This window comes from Novosphingobium indicum (assembly GCF_014645195.1).
In the GTDB taxonomy this organism is placed as follows: Bacteria; Pseudomonadota; Alphaproteobacteria; order Sphingomonadales; family Sphingomonadaceae; genus Novosphingobium; species Novosphingobium indicum.
In genome coordinates, this window is sequence record NZ_BMLK01000009.1 from 162,496 (window position 1) to 180,290 (window position 17,795).

Genomic DNA, 17,795 nt, shown 5'->3' on the forward strand with positions numbered 1-17,795 from the left:
CCCTACCAGCGCACTTCGAACTTGTTTCGAAGGTAGATCGCGATGCCGTTCATCGCCAGCAGGAAGACCAGCAGGACGATAATGGCGGCGGATGTATTCTGGACGAAACCGGTATCGATTTCGTCCGACCACAGGAAAATCTGCATCGGCAGCACGCTGGAAGGATCGGTGACCCCGCCCGGAGGCGTAACGACGAAGGCGCGCATGCCGATCATCAGCAGCGGCGCGGTCTCGCCAAGTGCGCGGGCCATGCCGATGATGGTGCCGGTAAGGATGCCGGGCAGCGCCAGCGGCAGCACGTGGTGGAACACCGTCTGCACCTTGCTCGCGCCCACGGCGAGCGCGGCGTCGCGGATCGAAGGCGGCACGGCCTTGATCGCGTTGCGGCCGGAAATCACGATCACCGGCATCGTCATCAGCGCCAGCGTCAGGCCGCCGACCAGCGGCGAGGAACGCGGCATGTCGAGCGTGTTGATGAACACGGCGAGGCCCAGCAGGCCGAAGATGATCGAAGGCACCGCGGCGAGATTGTTGATCGACACCTCGACGAGGTCGATCCAGCGGTTCTTCGGGGCGAACTCTTCCAGATAGATCGCGGCGAGCACGCCCATCGGGAACGAGAGCAGCAGCGTGACGAGCATCGTCAGCAGCGAGCCCTTGGTCGCGCCCCACACGCCGGCGACATCGGGCGAAGTCGAATCCGTGCCCGACAGGAAGTCCCAGTCGAGCCCGCCCAGACCGTTCTTGAGCATGATGAACAGCAGCAGCGCGAGAAACGCCAGCGACAGCACGATGGCGCCGAGCCCGAGCAGCTTGAAGCGGCGTTCTGCGGCGTTGCGGCGCTCGATGCGCCTGGTGGCCACGTCCGTTTGCCAGTGCGGATTAGTCATAAGCTTCCCGGAACTTCTTCACGACCCGAAGGGCGATGATGTTGAGCACCAGCGTGACGATGAACAGCACCAGCCCCAGCGCAAAGGCCGAAAGCGTCTTGGGGCTGTTGAACTCCTGGTCGCCGGTGAGCATCTGCACGATCTGGTAGGTTACCGTCGTCATCGAGGCGAACGGATTGGCCGAAAGGCGCGCAGCGGCGCCGGCGGCCATGACCACGATCATGGTTTCGCCGATCGCGCGGCTGATCGCCAGCATGACACCGGCAACGATGCCGGGCAGCGCGGCGGGCAGCAGTACCTTCTTGATGGTTTCCGATTTGGTCGCGCCCAGCGCCAGCGAACCGTCGCTCATCGCGCGCGGCACCGCGGCGAGCGCATCGTCGGCCATCGAGGAGACGAACGGGATGATCATCACGCCCATCACCAGACCGGCCGCGAGTGCGCTCTCGGTCGAGGGATTGGCCATGCCGAGCGTCGCGCCAAAGTCGCGGATGATCGGCGCCACGGTGAGCGCCGCGAAATAGCCGTAGACGACGGTTGGAATGCCCGCGAGGATCTCGAGGATCGGCTTCACCCAGCGGCGGACCCGGTGCGAGGCATACTGCGTCAGGAAGATCGCGCTCATCAGGCCAAGCGGAATGGCAACAACCATGGCGATGATCGCGCCGATGTAGATCGTGCCCCAGAACAACGGCACCGCACCGAAGTTGTCGTCGATATCGGTGCCGATGGCATTGCCCGGCGACCAGTGCGTACCGGTGAGGAAGGCGATCGGCGAGACGTCCTTGAAGAACATCCCGGCCTCGAACAGCAGCGAGGCGACAATGCCGAACGTGGTCAGGATCGCCATCAGCGAGGCCAGCAGCAGCAGACCAAGCACGGCGCGCTCGACATGGGTTCGGGCGCGGAAATCCGGACGGATGCGCGTGAAACCGAAAGCGCCGCCGGCAAAGGCGACGATACCGATGATCAGCGCCCCGATCAGGCCATAACGCGTCGTCGCCGCACGCAGAGGCTCGGCAATCGTGCGCGCTTCCGGGTTGAAGGCCGCGGCATCCGGATTGGCTGCGAGCGTGCGGGCTTCTGCCATGATCGCATTGCGGTGCATGGCGTCGGCCGGCAGCGAGGCGGCAGCCGGATCGGCCATGACCACCCCGTCGACCAGCCCCGGCATGATCGCGGACCAGGCGGTCCAGGCGATCAGTGCCGGAACGATAATCCACAGCGCCATATGCCAGCCGTGGTAATTGGGCATCGAATGCATCGAGCCCCGGCCGGAATATAGCAGCCGCGCCCGGCCTCGTGCGGCAAACCAGCCGACAAGGCCCAGGCCGATAACGGCCAGGAGAACCCCCGTGAGAATCATGACTGGCCGTCAAGTCCTTCTTACTTGAGCACAGAAGGATCGAGCGGGGTCATGTTGGCAATGACTTCCGCGTTCTTCGCGCGGACGTCATCGGGTGAAATGACCATGCCCTTCTTCTTGAGCAGGCCGTCCGGTCCCCAGACCTTGGGCCATTCGTTGATGTAAGCCTGCAGCCCCTGGATCGGCGCAAGGTGCTGCTTCTTCACGTAGATGTAGAGCGGACGGGCGCCGGGATAGCTGAAATCCGAGATGGACTCGTAGGTCGGCTCGACGTTCGAAAGCGGCACGCCCTTGAGCTTGTCGGCGTTTTCTTCGAGGAACGAATAACCGAAGATGCCGATAGCCTTGGGGTTCTGCGAGATCTTCTGAACGATCAGGTTGTCGTTCTCACCCGCATCGACATAGGGGCCGTCTTCGCGGATCTGGTGGCAGGTCTGCTCGTACTTTTCCTTGTCGCTGTCCTTCAGCGCCTTCATCGCATCGTCGGTCTTGCAACCGGCTTCGAGGATCAGCTCCTTGAGTGCGTCACGCGTACCCGAGGTCGAGGGCGGACCGTAAACGAGGATCGGCTCGTTGGGCAGCGACGGGTTCACATCGCTCCAGGTCTTGGCGGTGTTGGGCTTGCCATAGGGATTGGCGGCCAGCGCCTTGTAGATGTCGGTCGGCGTCAGCATCATGCCCGGGCCGTCCTTCGATTCCGCGAAAGCAATGCCGTCGATGCCGACCTGGATTTCGACGATCTCGGTGACACCGTTCTTCTGGCACAGTTCGTATTCGGACTTCTTCATCCGGCGCGAGGCATCCTCGACGTCCGGGTGCTGGGCGCCGACGCCGGCGCAGAACAGCTTCATGCCCGCACCGGTGCCGGTCGATTCGATCACCGGCGACTTGGAGCCGCTGGTCTTGGCGAACTGTTCGGCCACGGCGGTGGCGAAGGGATAGACGGTCGAGGAACCGACGGCGGTCACATAGTCGCGGGCGCCGGAGCCGGTACCGCCCGAACCGCCACAAGCGCTGAGCGCAAACGCGGACACTGCGGTGAAAATGATAGTCTTGGTGGAACGCATAAGTCTTACCCCTTGGGCTTTATCCTGGAACGCCCCTATTGGGGTACAATGACACTTCCATGACGAAGACGTGACATTGCCTTCTTGTCCCTGAATTTATTGAGAAACCTTGGTTTTCAGCAATTTTTCCAAAGCGCGAACCGGAGCGGCAGGACCATTTTGACTCGATAGCGGCAAGGCCCCGCCTCTAGGTCCCGGACGATCCGGTTGCAAGCGCGGACGGCATTTTCAGGTGCCGTCCGCGCCGGATTCGCATCAGAAATCGATCTGCGCGCGCATCGCCACGACGTCGACAGCGTAAGACGTATCGCCGCTCGCAGTCGGATAGATCGCGTCCTTGTACTGCAGGCGCGAGTAGTCGAGCATGATCTTGGTATAGGCCGTCTGCGACCAGTTCAGCGAGAACTGGTAGGCGTTCTGCGTACCGCCGACGATACCCGCATCGGTAAGGTCGAGATGGTCGTAGCGCGCGTTGATCTCGATCGCGCCGATGCCGCCCTTGTCGAAGCCCTTCACCGGCTTCACGCGATCATAGACGCCGTTCTTGTAGCCGCGGCTGTCACCCTTGGTCAGGAAGTAGCCGGCCTCGACATAGCCGCCGAAGAACGTGGGGTCGGGCATTCCGGTGCGCGCGACCTTCTGCCAGTAGGTTTCCGCCGCCGCGTGGAAGCGGCCGGAAATCATCGCCGTTTCGAGGCCGATGCCGCGTTCGCTCTTGGCCGAAAAGGCGCGCGTATCGATGAAACGTTCGCTGGTGAAGTGTTCGAACGGACGCTGGCGGTAGCGGATGGTCGAACCGTTCTCGTAGTCCGCATAGTGGAACGAACCGCCGAAGTGCAGCTGCGTATCGCCGATCTTGGGCATGTAGACGGCGCGCGTGTCGACGCTCCAGTTCTTGTTGGGCGTCGCCGTGTAGTTGTCGGTAAACACACCGCCCTGCAACAGTACGTCGCCCTTTTCGTATTCCACCGATGCACCGATGCGGCGCTCGAAGTTGAAGGCGTCCGTCAATGCAGCACGTTCCATGAACGAGGTATGCAGGCTGCTCGAAAGCTCCTCGAAGCCCTGGAACGTGTTGAACTGCCCGATCTTGAAGGTCAGGTCCTTGTGGCTGAAGCTGAGATAGGCGTCGGTCAGGATCGTGGTCGAACCGGCGAAGTCGGCTTCGATCTTGTAGCCCACACCGCCCGGCATGCTGCCCTCGGCGCGCAGACGCGCACGGCGCACTTCGCTGCCGAAGCCGTCGTCGCGACCCGTCGAATTCGGCGCGTTGTCCACGCCGGCATCGATGTTGACGCGGCCGCCGAGCTTGAACTTCCAGCCACCCTCGCCTTCGATCTGCGGTGCGCCCTTCCACGTGACCTTCACCGGCGGTGCCTTGTCGGCGGAAGCCTTTGCCGCAACTGCGGTCTCGGTCGCAGCCTGCGCTACCTTGTTCGCCGTCTCCGCCTGGGCCTGCGCGGTGGCCAGCTCGGCCTCAAGCGAATCGATCCGCTGCGCCATCGCCTGCATCTGGGCGCGCATGGCGACCAGCTCTTCCTGAACCGATGCCGCATCGGCGGCACTTGCCTGAGTCGGCAGTGCCCACCCGGCGGAAACCGCCAGTGCCACAGCCGAAATACGAAGCGTTTTCCTCACTTTTTTGGGTCCTCCATGAACCTTCGATTACATTTCGCTGACGCCCGTATGACTGCATTGTTACGGCTAAATGACACTCCGCCTGCAGTTCGATCTACTTAAACTATATACCATGGAATATAGTATTACCAATCCCCGGTAAGCCACGCACACACACGGTTAGGCGCGTCCGGCTTCACAACGATGGCGGAACGGGCGTCGCAACCCGCAGGAAAGGCGCTGCAACGCAAATCGCCCCCGGCCGGGGTTCCCCCCGGAGGAGAGGGAACCAATCCCCCTCTCCTCCGAGGTCCCCAGCCAAAGGCGATGTCACGTGGCCGTTCCGGAAACCGGCACGGCCTTCAGGCGCCGAGACGCCTAGGGTCCGGACCCAATAACCGGATTCCCACCACGACAGGATTGTGATTCATTGCCTCTGCGAGGAGGCAGTGAGATGTCTGATTTCTTTTGGTTTTCCGATGCACAGTGGGCTCGGATCGAGCCGCTTTTGCCGACGGATGTTCGCGGCAAGCCACGCGCGGATGATCGTCGAGTGTTGAGCGGGATTGTCCACGCGCTTCGCTGCGGCGGTCGCTGGGCGGACTGTGCTGACGTCTATGGTCCGAAGAAGACGCTCTCCAATCGGTTCGTCCGCTGGTCGGAGCGCGGCATCTGGGAAGGCATTTTCAGCGCGCTGGCGGGAGCCGGCGGCGCTCCAGATCGACTGTTCATCGACAGCAGTTGCATCAAGGTCCACCGCTGCGCCGGTGGTGGAAAAGGGGGGCCTTGGCTCATGGTATCGGCCGCACCAAAGGCGGACGCAACACCAAGCTCCATGCCGTCTGCGACGCGAAAGGCCGCCCCGTCGTTCTGCTCCTGACGCCCGGCAACGTCCACGATTGCAAGGTCGCGCAGCTTTGCATCGAGGCGATGCCGCCATCCACCCAACTCGTCGCCGACAAGGGCTATGATAGCCAAGCTCTGCGCGAGTGGCTCGACGAGCGCGGCACCGAGGCTGTTATCCCGCCGCGCAAGAACCGCAAAATCCAGTACGACTACGACAAGGCCATCTACAAGCAGCGCAACGTCATCGAGCGCATGTTCTGCCGCCTCAAGGACTGGCGCCGCATCGCCACCCGCTTCGACCGCAATGTCAAAAACTTCATGGGCGCCATCGCCCTCGCCGCCGCCGTCATCTGGTGGCTGTAACGAGTCCGGACCCTAGAAATCGATCTGGGCGCGCATGGCCATCGTATCGAGCGAGTAGGACCCGTCGCCGTTGGCGGTGACGACCGCGTCATCGACCCAGGTATGGCCATAGTTGGCATAGAAGCGCAGGTGCGAAGTCGGCATCCAGACCAGCGACAGGCCGGCCGTCTGCTGATGGCCACCCGTCACGCCGGCATCGGCGAGATCGAGCCATTCATAGCGCGTATTCAGCTGAATGGCGCCGATACCGCCCTTGTCGATGCCCTTGCGCGGCTTGATGCGGCCGAAGGCGGCGTTCGAATAGGCGATCTTGTCGTCGGTCAGCATATAGCCGCCTTCGACATAGCCGCCGTTGAAGGTCGGATTCGACATGCCGGGACGGCTGACCTTCATCCAGCGCGATTCGGCGACCACATAGAAGCGATCGGAAATCCAGCCGGCTTCCAGCATGAGCTGGGTCTCGCCGTCGGAAGCCAGGGTGCCGGTGTCGGCCAGCCGCAGGTTTGTCGGATGAACGAACGGACGGGCGCGATAGCGGGAGGTGACCACGGTACCCCCCTGCTCGCGGTAGTGGACCGACCCGCCGACATGCAGGATGCCGCCGGCGACGCGCGGTGACGCCACGACACGCCCATCCATGCTCCAGCTGCGCGCGGCATCGTCGCTGATGGTCGAGAGCGTATCGCTGAACACGCCGCCCTGAACAGTCAGTATCTTGTCGCTGTACTGCGCGGCGAGACCGAGACGGCGTTCGAAGACGAAGGCCTCGCTCACCGAGCTGCGCTCCATGAAACCGGAATAGAGGTTCGCGGTCATGTCCTCGAAGCCGGTGAAGGGCCGCTGGTTGCCCAGCATGACCTTCACCTTGCGCCCGGCCTTGTAGGTAATGAGCGCATCGGCCAGCGAGATCGACGAACCGCCGACGCTCACATCCAGGAGATAGCCGACATTGCCGGCCATCGTGCCTTCGGCACCAATCCAGGCGCGGCGCATTTCGGTGATCGTGCCGAGATGATCGTTGCCGCCGCCCGAAAGCCCCGAAGGACCGTTGTAGCTGGCCGCATCGATCTGGATGCGGCCGCGCGGCTTGAAGCTCCAGCCGCCTTCGCCCTCGATCTGCGGAGCCCCCTTCCAGGCCACCTTTACCGGCGGCGCCTTTTCGGCGGCCACCTTGGCGGCAGAGGCGGTTTCGGTCGCGGTCAGGGCGACTTCACTGGCGGCGTCGGCCTTGGCGTTGGCGGCGGCCAGTTCGCTCTCGAGCCTATCTATCCGCTGCGCCATGGCCTGCATCTGCGCGCGCATGGCGGCCAGTTCTTCCTGAACCGAGGCCGCATCGGCGGCACTCGCCTGCGTCGGCAGGGCCCATCCGGCCGATACCGCCAGCGCGACCGCTGAAATGCGAAGGGTTTTCCTCACTAGTCGGGTTCCTTCCGTGAACCTTGTTTTTTCCAGCGCACAGGGCCGCGCATGCGCGGCTGACGCAGGTCAAAACCTTCCACCATTGAGGAAAATTCAGTGCCGACCCCCGCCCCGCTGTCGCACGCTGTGACAACGGACTAGGGTGACACTGCCAGAAAGAAGCTAAGCTTCCTTAAGCGGCAACATAAGGGAAGCTGTCGTACCCGAGCCTAAACGACTTTCTATGTCGAAACGTCCGCGGTGGCGCTCGACGATATGCTTGACGATGGACAGGCCCAGCCCGGTCCCGCCCGCTGCACGGCTGCGGCTGGTATCGGCGCGATAGAAGCGTTCGGTGATGCGTGGCAGGTGCTCGGGCGGAATGCCCTCGCCATGGTCGCGCACCATGACCAGCGCCCAGCCGGTGCTTGCCGCTTCCACCGAGACCTCCACCGGACCGCCCGGTTTTCCGTACTTGAGCGCATTGTCGATGAGGTTGCGCAGGACCTGCGAGAGCTGCCCGCGGTCCCCGGCGATCACCGCATCCTCGCAATTGGCCGTAAGCGTGACCTGCGCACCGCCACGAAACTCGCCCACGACTTCCTGCGCCAGCGCGACCAGATCGATGCGGTCGGACGGCACTTCATGCTTGACCGCCTCGATCCGCGAGAGCGACATGAGGTCCGAGATCAGCGCCTGCATGCGCTGTGCCTCGTGCCGGATGGTGCCGAGGAAACGGTTGCGCACTTCCTCGTTACCGCCCGCCTTGGGATTGAGCAGCGTCTCCACGTAGCCGAGCACGTTCGCCAAGGGCGTGCGCAGTTCGTGGCTGGCATTGGCCACGAAATCTGCATGCGACTTGGCCACGCTGACGCGCTCGGACAGGTCGTAGAGGCTGACCAGTCGTTCGTTCGGGCCGATGACGCGGCAGTCGACTTGCCAGACCGAGCCGCCCGTCGAAAGCCCGGTCACCTGCGCGGTGCCACCCTCGTCGCTGAGAATCGCGGCCACGGCCCGCGGATCGCGGATGGCGATGCGGACGTCCTGCCCCACGATATGCGCGCCCAGCAGGCCCTGCGCTGCGCTGTTGGCGAAGCGCACCTGCCCGCGCGACACGACGAGTGCCGGGGTCTGCAGCTGTTCGAGGAGGTGGACGCCCTCGACGGTCATGCGTGAAACTCCTCCCTGTTTCGAAGCGTAATGCTACGCTTTCATCATCCTTGGTAGCGGCGGCATAGTATTTTTAAGAGACAGTCCGGTGGCAATCGTATTCATTGCCGCATGTTTCAAGGAAAACGGCGCGTTTCGCTGTAAATAAGCGGCTGTGCCCACTCGTGCACGCTAGCCTTGCGCTATCACTATCGCTATGCTGCACTTGCGAGGGATCGAAGGGCGGGCTTCCGCCATTGTCCTGACAGCATTCACCAGGCCGTGAGGAGGAGTGCGGCTTCCGGATGGAAAGGTTTCTGTGACGAAATTCACTTCCGATCGCTTGCTCCTCTTCGGCGCCACAGGCGATCTGTCACGCAGGATGCTGTTGCCATCGCTGTGTGCCCTCGATGCGGACGGACTGCTCGATCCGGCCATCGAGATCATCGGCACGGCACGCTCCGAACTCGACGACCAGGGCTTTCGCAATTTCGCGCGCGAGGCGCTGGAGCAGTTCCTGCCCGCCAACCGGCGCGGTTCCATGGCCACGTTCCTGAATCGCCTGAGCTACCAGACGCTCGATGCCAACGATATCGGCGGTTTCCAGGCCCTGGCCGCAAAGGTCGGTACGCCCAAGGAAGGCCTCTCGATCTTCCTCTCGACCGCCCCGAGCCTGTTCGAACCCACCATTCGCGGATTGCAGCAGAGCGGACTGGCCGGAGAGAATGTCCGCATCGGCCTGGAAAAGCCGCTCGGCGTCGATCTGGAATCGAGCAAGGTCATCAACGACGCGGTGGCCGCAGCCTTCCCCGAAGACCGGATCTTCCGCATCGATCACTATCTGGGCAAGGAAACCGTCCAGAACCTGCTGGCGCTGCGCTTCGCCAACCTGATGTTCGAGCCGCTGTGGAACGCAGCGCATATCGACCACGTGCAGATCACCGTCGCCGAAACCGTCGGACTGGAATCGCGCGTTGCCTATTACGACGATTCCGGCGCGCTGCGCGACATGGTGCAGAACCACATGCTGCAACTGCTCGCGCTGGTCGCGATGGAGCCGCCCGTCTCCTACGACGCCACCAATGTGCGTGACGAAAAGGTCAAGATCCTGCGCTCGCTGCGCAAGGTAAAGGTCAAGGAAACCGTGACCGGCCAGTACCGCGCCGGCGCCATCGGCGGCGAGGCCGTGCCCGGCTACGACGACGAACTCGGCAAGGATTCGGACACCGAGACGTTCGTTGCGATCAAGGCCTATATCGACAACTGGCGCTGGCAGGGCGTGCCCTTCTACTTGCGCACCGGAAAACGCCTGCCGCGGCGCACCACCGAAATCGTAGTGCAGTTCCGCAATGTGCCGCATGCGATCTTTCCCGGGCGTAGCGCAAAGATGGTTTCCAACCGGCTCGTCATCGGCATCCAGCCGAGCGAGAACATCACGCTTTCGCTGATGGCCAAGGTTCCCGGCCTCGACCGCGACGGTATCGGCCTGCGCTCGATCCCGCTTGAGATTTCCATGGCGGATGCCTTTGCTGGTCCGCAGCGCCGCATCGCCTACGAACGCCTGCTGCTCGATCTCATCGAAGGCGACCAGACGCTGTTCGTCCGGCGCGACGAGGTAGAGGCCCAATGGGAATGGATCGATGCGATCCGTGCCGGCTGGGAGGAACACCAGCTGGAGCCCAAGACTTATACTGCCGGAAGCTGGGGTCCTTCCGCCGCCATCGCGCTTGCCGAGCGCGACGGGGTGACCTGGCACGAGTGAACCCCGGCCGCGCCGGGAACAGGAATTGATGCCGGTATAAAGGCGCCCGCAAGCGGCGTCCCGCGGATCGACCGCGGGCCGGACAAGAGATCAGGAGAAGCCCATGAGCAACCTCAGCCCCGTGGTCGCGCGCGTCACCGATCGCATTATCGAGCGATCGAAGCCGAGCCGTGGCCGGTACATGGAAATGATCGAGCGCGAACGCGACCGCCATTCCGACCGCAGCTTCCTTTCGTGCTCCAACCTCGCCCACGGCTTTGCCGCCTCCGGCGAGGACAAGCCCGCCATCGCCACCGGCGGCGCGATCAATCTCGGCATCGTCACCGCCTACAACGACATGCTCAGCGCGCATCAGCCCTATGGCCGCTATCCCGAGCAGATGAAGCTCTTCGCGCGCGAAATCGGCGCGACGGCACAGGTCGCCGGCGGCGTGCCCGCCATGTGCGACGGCGTGACGCAGGGCTTCGACGGCATGGAGCTGTCGCTGTTCAGCCGCGACACCATCGCCATGTCCACGGCCGTGGCGCTCAGCCATGCGATGTTCGATGGGATGGCGCTGCTCGGCATTTGCGACAAGATCGTCCCCGGCCTCGTCATCGGCGCGCTGCGCTTCGGCCATCTCCCGGCGGTCTTCGTGCCTTCGGGCCCGATGCCCAGCGGCATCTCCAACAAGGAAAAGCAGAAGACCCGCCAGCTCTACGCCGAAGGCAAGGTGGGCCGCGAGGAGCTGCTGGCGAGCGAGAGTGCCAGCTATCACACTGCCGGCACCTGCACGTTTTACGGCACCGCCAACTCCAACCAGATGATGATGGAGATGATGGGCCTGCACGTTCCCGGTGCCGCCTTCGTCCCCCCGAACACACCGCTGCGTCAGGCCCTCACCCGCGCAGCCGTGCACCGCGTCGCGGCGATGAGCAAGAAAGGCGACGACTACCGCCCGATGGCCGAACTGGTGGACGAGAAGGCCATCGTCAACGCCCTGGTCGGCCTGCTGGCGACCGGTGGCTCTACCAACCACGCGATCCACCTGCCTGCCATGGCCCGCGCCGCAGGCGTCATCATCGACTGGGAGGACTTCGACGAGCTGTCCGCCGCCGTTCCGCTCATCACCCGCGTCTATCCGAACGGCTCGGGCGACGTGAACCACTTCCACGCGGCAGGCGGCATGGCCTGGGTGGTGAAGGAACTGCTCGGCGCCGGGCTCGCCCATGCGGACATCCTCACCGTCGCCGAAGGCGGGATGAGCGACTACGCCAGCGAACCGGTACTCATGGACGACACTCTCGCCTGGACTCCGGCTCCTGCCGAGAGTGGCGACGACACAATGCTCCGCCCGGTCTCCGATCCGTTCCAGCCTGACGGCGGGATGCGGCTCGTCTCGGGAAACCTCGGGCGCGGGACGATCAAGACCAGCGCCGTCGACAAGGAACGCTGGACCATCGAGGCGCCCTGCCGCGTGTTCGATACCCAGGAAGCCGTGGCGCAGGCCTTCAAGGCCGGCGAACTGGACAAGGACGTGATCGTCGTCGTGCGCTTCCAGGGGCCACGCGCCAACGGCATGCCCGAACTGCACAAGCTTACCCCGCCGCTCGGCGTGCTGCAGGACCGCGGCCACAAGGTCGCGCTCGTCACTGACGGGCGCATGTCGGGCGCCTCGGGCAAGGTCCCGGCGGCGATCCACGTCACCCCGGAAGCGCTCGCCAAGGACGGCAAGCCCGGCCCCCTCGCCTACCTGCGCGATGGCGATGTGGTGCGCATGTCTGCTGACGATGGCACGCTTTCGACCACCGCCGATCTCTCGTCCCGCGAACCCGCTCCTGCGCCGCCCGCCGCCATGGGCATGGGCCGCGAACTCTTCGCCATGTTCCGAATGAGCGCGGGCGGCGCCGAACAGGGCGGCTCGGCCATGCTGGAGGTTGCGGGGCTGTGATGGGGATGATGGTTCACGCGGAGACACGGAGACGCGGAGTTTGGAAGGGGTTCGCGCAAAGGCGCAAAGGCGCGAAGATGTCGTGCCTGCGGCGAAGCCGCCATTTTCCGCTACCAAGCCGATTAGCGCCATGTCAGGTACAGGAAGATAAGGCCTGCGGCGCTATACTATCTCCTTGCACCTTTGCGCCTTTGCGCGAACCTAAAATGCCTTTTCTCCGCGTCTCCGCGCCTCCGCGTGAAACCTCTATACTCCTGACCACAGGAGTAGCCCTATGACCCAGCTCGTCACTGTCGATATCGGCGGCACCCACGCCCGTTTCGCTATCGCCGAAGTGTCCGGCGACGGCACCATCACGATGAGCGAACCGGCAACGCTGCACACCAGCGACCACGCCAGTTTCGAGACGGCCTGGCAGGCCTTTCGCGAGATGAACGGCGGCGATATCCCGCCCGCCGTGGCCATGTCCGTCGCGGGCCCGGTGGGCGGAGATGTCATCAAGTTCACCAACAACCCCTGGATCATCCGGCCCGCGCTGATCGAGGAGAAGCTGGGCGCCACGCGCCACACCATCGTCAACGACTTCGCCGCCGTCGCCCATGCCGTCGCGCGCGCCGACGACAGCGAGTTCGTCGATCTCGCCGGACCGCCGGGAGCCCCGCTGCCAGCGTCGGGCACGCTGAGCGTACTCGGCCCCGGAACCGGCCTCGGCGTCGCGCACCTCTGGCGTGACGGGCGACCCATCGCCCAGGGCGGCAGCTACCATGTGCAGGCGACCGAAGGCGGGCACATCGACTTCGCCCCGCTCGACCAGATCGAGGATGCCATCCTGGCTCGTCTGCGCAAGCGCCACACCCGCGTCTCGGTCGAGCGCGTCGTCTCCGGCCCCGCGATCGTCGACATCTACGCAACGCTTGCCGCGATGGAACACCGCGCCGTCGTCGAACGCACCGATGTCGAGATCTGGACCGCCGGCACCTCGGGCGAGGACCCGCTGGCCGCCGCCGCCGTCGACCGCTTCTGCCTCTCGCTCGGCGCCGCGGCGGGCGACTACGCGCTTGCCCATGGCGCGGGCGGCGTCGTCATTGCCGGCGGCCTCGGCTACCGCATTCGCGAGACCATTCTTCAGTCCGGCTTTGCCGAGCGGTTCTGCGCCAAGGGGCGCTTTGCCGGCATGATGGCCGGCCTTCCCGTCAAACTCATCACCCACCCGCAGCCCGGCCTGTTCGGCGCCGCTGCGGCTTTCGCCAGGGAGCACCTGCAGTAATGACCCCGAAATCCGCCGCCGTCGAAAAGGTCATGCGTCTCGCGCCGGTCATCCCGGTGCTGGTGATCGAGGATATCGAGCACGCCCTGCCCGTCGCCGAAGCGCTGGTCGCGGGCGGCCTTCCCGCGCTGGAAGTCACCCTGCGCACCGAATGCGCCATCGAGGCGATCAAGGTGATGAAGCAGGTGCCCGGCGCGACCGTGGGTGCAGGCACCGTGCTCACGCCGGAAGACCTCGCCAGGTCCATCGATGCCGGGGCCGAATTCATCGTCTCGCCCGGGCTCACCCCCACGCTGGGCGAAGCGGCGGCGAAATCGGGCATTCCCTTCCTGCCCGGCACCGCCAATGCCAGCGACGTGATGCTGGCGCTCGAACTCGGCTTCGACCGGCTCAAGTTCTTCCCAGCGATGGCCGCCGGCGGTCCCTCCGCGCTCAAGGCGATCTCGGCCCCGCTGGCCGCCGCGAAGTTCTGCCCCACCGGCGGCGTCACGCCGGATAATGCGCCCGACTGGCTGGCGCTCGATGCCGTGCTCTGCGTCGGCGGAAGCTGGATGGTGCCCAAGGGCGCGCCCGACGTCGCCAAGATCGAAGCCGCTGCCCGCACCGCAGCGCAGCTCGGCCCCAAGGAGACTGCATGATGACCGGACCGGCGCTTACCACCGTCGCTGACCTGACCGCGCGCCTGCAGGACCTGCACAAGCTCACCGCGCAGACCCCGCTCTACAACCCGGTCTTCCAGCTCGGCCTCGAACTCTCGCGCAAGCTGGAAAATGGCGAGATGAGCCTCGACGATATCGAAGCGCTGGTCGCCGAGATGGAATGCGAGGGCCTGCGCGCCCGCGCGGCCCGCCTAGACCGCGTGCTGGAGACCATTCCGGTCGAAGAGAACGACGCGCGCATCGATGCCGCCGCCGACGAGGAGGACTTTACCGCCTTCGCCGTCCGCTGGCAGCGCCCGGCCGCGCATGTCGTCTTCACCGCGCACCCGACCTTCCTGCTTACCGAAGCGCAGACCGAAGCGGTCGCCGGAGCCGCATCGAGCGGCGATCACAGCAAGGCCGCCGTCTGCGTCGCCTCGGCCGAGCGCGACACGATCACGCTCGACTACGAGCACGGCAAGGCCATGGCCGCCATCGCCCGCGGCCAGAAGGCGCGCGACCGGATCAACGGCCGCCTGTTCGACATTGCGGCGAGCCGCTGGCCCAAGCGCTGGAAGAGCCTGCAGCCGATGCCGGTGCGCTTCGCCACCTGGGTCGGCTACGACATGGACGGGCGCACTGACATCGGCTGGTCCACCTCGATCCGCTACCGCCTGCAAGAAAAGGCCATGCGCCTTGCCGGCTATGTCGCGAGCCTGAAGGACATCGAGCCGAAGATCGCCGAAAAGCTTGAACGCGCCGCGGCCCATACCGAGGACATGGTCGCCCGCTTCAGCCAGGACCTCTCCGCGCCCGAGGACGTGTCCGAAGCCGCCAATGCGCTCACCGCCAATCACCCGGACAAGCTGATCAGCCTCTCCGGCATCATCGGTGAGCTTGAGGAAGAGGCCCGCCACGGCGGCAAGGAAGCGGCAAGCAAGCTGCTGGTCGTGGCCGCCGCCATGCGCGCCGACGGGCTCGGCATGGGCTGGATCCACTTCCGCGTGAACTCCTCGCAGCTCCAGAACGCGATCCGCCGCCGCATGGACCCGGACGGCAAGCTCAACCTCGCCAGCCAGGCCGCGCTGGTGCGCATGCGCGAGCTGCTCGCCGAAGTAAAACCGCTCAAGTCCAATTTCGCCGCGCTCGCCATCGAGAACAGCACCGCCGTGCGCCAGTTCCTCGCCATGGCGCAGATCCTCGAGCACATCGATGCCGACGCGCCGATCCGCATGCTCGTGGCCGAATGCGAGCAGCCCACCACGGTGCTGGCCGCGCTCTACTTCGCCAAGATGTTCGGGATCGAAGACAAGGTCGACGTCTCGCCCCTGTTCGAGACCGAAACCGCGCTGGAGCACGGCGGCCGCTTCCTCGATGCGGTGCTCTCCGAACCGGCCTACCGCGACTACGCCCGCAAGCGCGGCCGCGTCTCTATCCAGACCGGTTTTTCCGACGCCGGCCGCTTCGTCGGCCAGATCCCCGCAGCGCTCGCCATCGAGCGTCTGCAGGGCCGGCTGGCCGAGGCCATGGCGGCGAACGGCATGGTCGATGTCGCCGCGCTGATCTTCAACACCGGCGGCGAATCCATGGGCCGCGGCTGCCATCCCACCGGGATCGACGATCGCTTCAAGTGGCAGATGTCACCCTGGGCCCGCCGCCGCTTCCTGCGCGCCGGCATCCGGCTGGAACCCGAACTGAGCTATCAGGGCGGCGACGGCTACTTGTGGTTCGGCTCGGACGAACTGGCACTGGCGACATTGACGCGCATGGCCGAAAAGCCGCTGTGGGCGGCCGATCCCAGCGCGCCGACCGACGTCTTCTACCGACGCACCGACCTCAGCCTCGACTTCTACCGCGCCATTCGCCGCGTCCAGCACGGCCACCTCGAAAGCGCGACCTACAGCCGGGCGATCACCGCCTTCGGCCTCGGCATGCTCAACGATACCGGCAGCCGCCGGTCACGCCGCCAGTCGGACCTCAATGCCGACCGGACGATGAGCCTGCGCCAGATCCGCGCGATCCCGCACAATGCGGTGCTCCAGCAGCTCGGCTATCCGGTGAACGTGATTGCCGGCGTCGGCACCGCTTCGGACGGCAACCGCGAGGAAATCGCCGAGATGCTGCAGGAAAGCGTGCGCGGCCGGCAGCTCATCCGGCTGGTGCGCGCCGCGAACGCGCTCGCCTCGATCAAGACGGTCGCGGCCTATGGCGAGCTGTTCAACTCCGCCTACTGGGCCAGCCGCCCCTACCGCGGCGACGAGCAGCACATTTCCGAAGCCTGCCTGACGCTGGCCGAATACCTCACCAAGGACGACCGCACCGGCGTCTTCCGCCGCCTCGCCTCGCGCCTGCGGGTCGATGCGATGAAGCTCTACAAGCTGCTCGAACTGATTCCCGACGAATCGCCGCTGCCCGACCGCGAGCACACCCGCCGCAGCCTCGGCGTGCTCCAGTCGCTGCGCATCGCCCTGTTCAAGCACATGTTCCTGCGCGCGGTGATGGTCCCGCCCTTCAGCCGCGCCAACGACATCAGCCGCGACGACGTGCTGGAGATGTTCTTCAGCCTGCGCGTCGACGACGGCCTAGCCCAGCTGCGCCGCGCCTTCCCGATCCACTTCCCCTCGATCAGCGACTTCGCCGTGGACGAGCCCAGCGACTACCCGGATTCCAGCGCCAGCGGCTACGCCCAGATCCACCGCGACTTCATCGACCCCATCGCCCGCTCACACACGCTGAGCCTGCGGATCACAACCGCGATCGCCAACGAGTTCGGGGCGCATGGGTAGGGAGCGGGGATGGTAGTGTTTCAGGGTTATAATCTGAAACCTATCGTTCTGGACATGTCGGCATTGCGGACCTTATCGCAAGGAGTAATCCTTGGCTGGATTGGTGGTACGGCAAGTCGTACATTTAAAGGACACAATCGGATTTCGGCCGTTCAGACGAGAAGTTCAGGCAATGCGTAACGACTGGCTAGATACAAATGCTCGCAAGCTTAAATTCTGGAGCATTGTCGCTCCGGGGATATTGATTGCACTTTGTGCAGTCGTTGCAGCGAGAGAGGGGCTCGAGACAAGTTGGAATAACGAAACGATTCCTGTGATCTTAGGGATAGCGTTAGTCATATTTTTGACGATGAGAACAGTCGCATGCGCGCTTGATTGGTTAACAAACCCCAAGGGTCGATAATGACGATTCATAGGAGGTTTCGAACGACGCCCGCTTGCCCGACTTTTCGAACATTCGGCAGAATATAGGACCTCAGCGAAAGCCGTCAGTCGTCTCTTCCAACCTTCGTCATTCCCGCGCAGGCGGGAATCCAGTTTGCGCAACGGTGCGATGAGAACCGTTGCGCAGTCACGCGGTTGTGGCGCCTTTTCGCAGAGAGGCTCCCTCGTAGATAGGTCGCTACTGGATTCCCGCCTGCGCGGGAATAACCGGCATTATGTAGCAAACGCACCGATGCGTAGATGGTTATCCGCCGCCGTGATGGCGGGTGTCA

The 17,795-nt window shown here is 64.5% G+C and carries 12 protein-coding genes; 6 read left to right on the forward strand and 6 right to left on the reverse strand.

Features of this window, described 5'->3' with window-relative positions:
• Positions 1 to 2: 2 nt before the first annotated feature.
• The 4 genes from pstA to IEX64_RS11590 form a co-directional block, all read right to left on the reverse strand.
• On the reverse strand, positions 3 to 890 hold the full coding sequence (gene pstA / locus IEX64_RS11575; protein WP_188819819.1) for a phosphate ABC transporter permease PstA: 888 nt from the start codon (positions 888 to 890) through the stop codon (positions 3 to 5).
• Positions 883 to 2,256, reverse strand: a complete 1,374-nt coding sequence (gene pstC / locus IEX64_RS11580) for a phosphate ABC transporter permease subunit PstC (RefSeq protein WP_188819820.1) — start codon at positions 2,254 to 2,256, stop codon at positions 883 to 885. Before pstC ends, pstA begins: the two co-directional genes overlap by 8 nt.
• A 20-nt stretch (positions 2,257 to 2,276) precedes the next feature.
• Positions 2,277 to 3,323, reverse strand: coding sequence for a substrate-binding domain-containing protein (locus IEX64_RS11585; RefSeq protein WP_188819821.1), 1,047 nt, complete (start codon positions 3,321 to 3,323; stop codon positions 2,277 to 2,279).
• A 255-nt stretch (positions 3,324 to 3,578) separates the two neighbouring features.
• Positions 3,579 to 4,961, reverse strand: a complete 1,383-nt coding sequence (locus IEX64_RS11590) for an OprO/OprP family phosphate-selective porin (protein WP_188819822.1) — start codon at positions 4,959 to 4,961, stop codon at positions 3,579 to 3,581.
• A 433-nt stretch (positions 4,962 to 5,394) separates the two neighbouring features.
• Between IEX64_RS11590 and IEX64_RS11595 the strand changes: the two genes are divergently transcribed.
• Positions 5,395 to 6,149 (forward strand): IS5 family transposase gene (locus IEX64_RS11595; RefSeq protein ID WP_373290140.1). Its coding sequence is split into 2 segments (ribosomal slippage): positions 5,395 to 5,736 and positions 5,739 to 6,149, totalling 753 coding nucleotides; the frame shifts between segments, so codons are not numbered across the junction.
• A gap of 12 nt (positions 6,150 to 6,161) precedes the next feature.
• Here the strand turns inward: IEX64_RS11595 and IEX64_RS11600 are convergent.
• Both IEX64_RS11600 and IEX64_RS11605 read right to left on the reverse strand, forming a co-directional pair.
• On the reverse strand, positions 6,162 to 7,565 hold the full coding sequence (locus tag IEX64_RS11600) for an OprO/OprP family phosphate-selective porin (RefSeq protein WP_188819824.1): 1,404 nt from the start codon (positions 7,563 to 7,565) through the stop codon (positions 6,162 to 6,164).
• A 165-nt stretch (positions 7,566 to 7,730) separates the two neighbouring features.
• Entirely contained in the window at positions 7,731 to 8,717 is a 987-nt protein-coding gene (locus tag IEX64_RS11605) for a sensor histidine kinase (protein ID WP_188819825.1), read from the reverse strand.
• A 298-nt stretch (positions 8,718 to 9,015) separates the two neighbouring features.
• Here IEX64_RS11605 and zwf point away from each other — a divergent pair, with 298 nt between their 5' ends.
• The 5 genes from zwf (at position 9,016) to IEX64_RS11630 (ending at position 17,079) form a co-directional block, all read left to right on the forward strand.
• Positions 9,016 to 10,458, forward strand: coding sequence for a glucose-6-phosphate dehydrogenase (zwf, locus tag IEX64_RS11610; protein ID WP_188819826.1), 1,443 nt, complete (start codon positions 9,016 to 9,018; stop codon positions 10,456 to 10,458).
• Between the two features lie 103 nt (positions 10,459 to 10,561).
• On the forward strand, positions 10,562 to 12,388 hold the full coding sequence (edd, locus tag IEX64_RS11615) for a phosphogluconate dehydratase (protein WP_188819827.1): 1,827 nt from the start codon (positions 10,562 to 10,564) through the stop codon (positions 12,386 to 12,388).
• A gap of 274 nt (positions 12,389 to 12,662) precedes the next feature.
• On the forward strand, positions 12,663 to 13,655 hold the full coding sequence (locus IEX64_RS11620) for a glucokinase (RefSeq protein WP_188819828.1): 993 nt from the start codon (positions 12,663 to 12,665) through the stop codon (positions 13,653 to 13,655).
• Positions 13,655 to 14,293, forward strand: a complete 639-nt coding sequence (gene eda / locus IEX64_RS11625; RefSeq protein ID WP_188819829.1) for a bifunctional 4-hydroxy-2-oxoglutarate aldolase/2-dehydro-3-deoxy-phosphogluconate aldolase — start codon at positions 13,655 to 13,657, stop codon at positions 14,291 to 14,293. The genes IEX64_RS11620 and eda overlap by 1 nt, the downstream gene beginning before the upstream one ends.
• Entirely contained in the window at positions 14,293 to 17,079 is a 2,787-nt protein-coding gene (locus IEX64_RS11630; RefSeq protein WP_188819845.1) for a phosphoenolpyruvate carboxylase, read from the forward strand. Before eda ends, IEX64_RS11630 begins: the two co-directional genes overlap by 1 nt.
• The last annotated feature ends 716 nt before the right edge of the window (positions 17,080 to 17,795 follow it).

Bases quoted from the DNA above. Each gene is read 5' to 3' on its own strand.
- pstA (WP_188819819.1), bottom strand. From the start codon at position 890: ATGACTAATCCGCACTGGCAAACGGACGTGGCCACCAGGCGCATCGAG.
- pstC (WP_188819820.1), bottom strand. From the start codon at position 2,256: ATGATTCTCACGGGGGTTCTCCTGGCCGTTATCGGCCTGGGCCTTGTC.
- IEX64_RS11585 (WP_188819821.1), bottom strand. From the start codon at position 3,323: ATGCGTTCCACCAAGACTATCATTTTCACCGCAGTGTCCGCGTTTGCG.
- IEX64_RS11605 (WP_188819825.1), bottom strand. From the start codon at position 8,717: ATGACCGTCGAGGGCGTCCACCTCCTCGAACAGCTGCAGACCCCGGCA.
- edd (WP_188819827.1), top strand. From the start codon at position 10,562: ATGAGCAACCTCAGCCCCGTGGTCGCGCGCGTCACCGATCGCATTATC.
- IEX64_RS11620 (WP_188819828.1), top strand. From the start codon at position 12,663: ATGACCCAGCTCGTCACTGTCGATATCGGCGGCACCCACGCCCGTTTC.
- eda (WP_188819829.1), top strand. From the start codon at position 13,655: ATGACCCCGAAATCCGCCGCCGTCGAAAAGGTCATGCGTCTCGCGCCG.
- IEX64_RS11630 (WP_188819845.1), top strand. From the start codon at position 14,293: ATGACCGGACCGGCGCTTACCACCGTCGCTGACCTGACCGCGCGCCTG.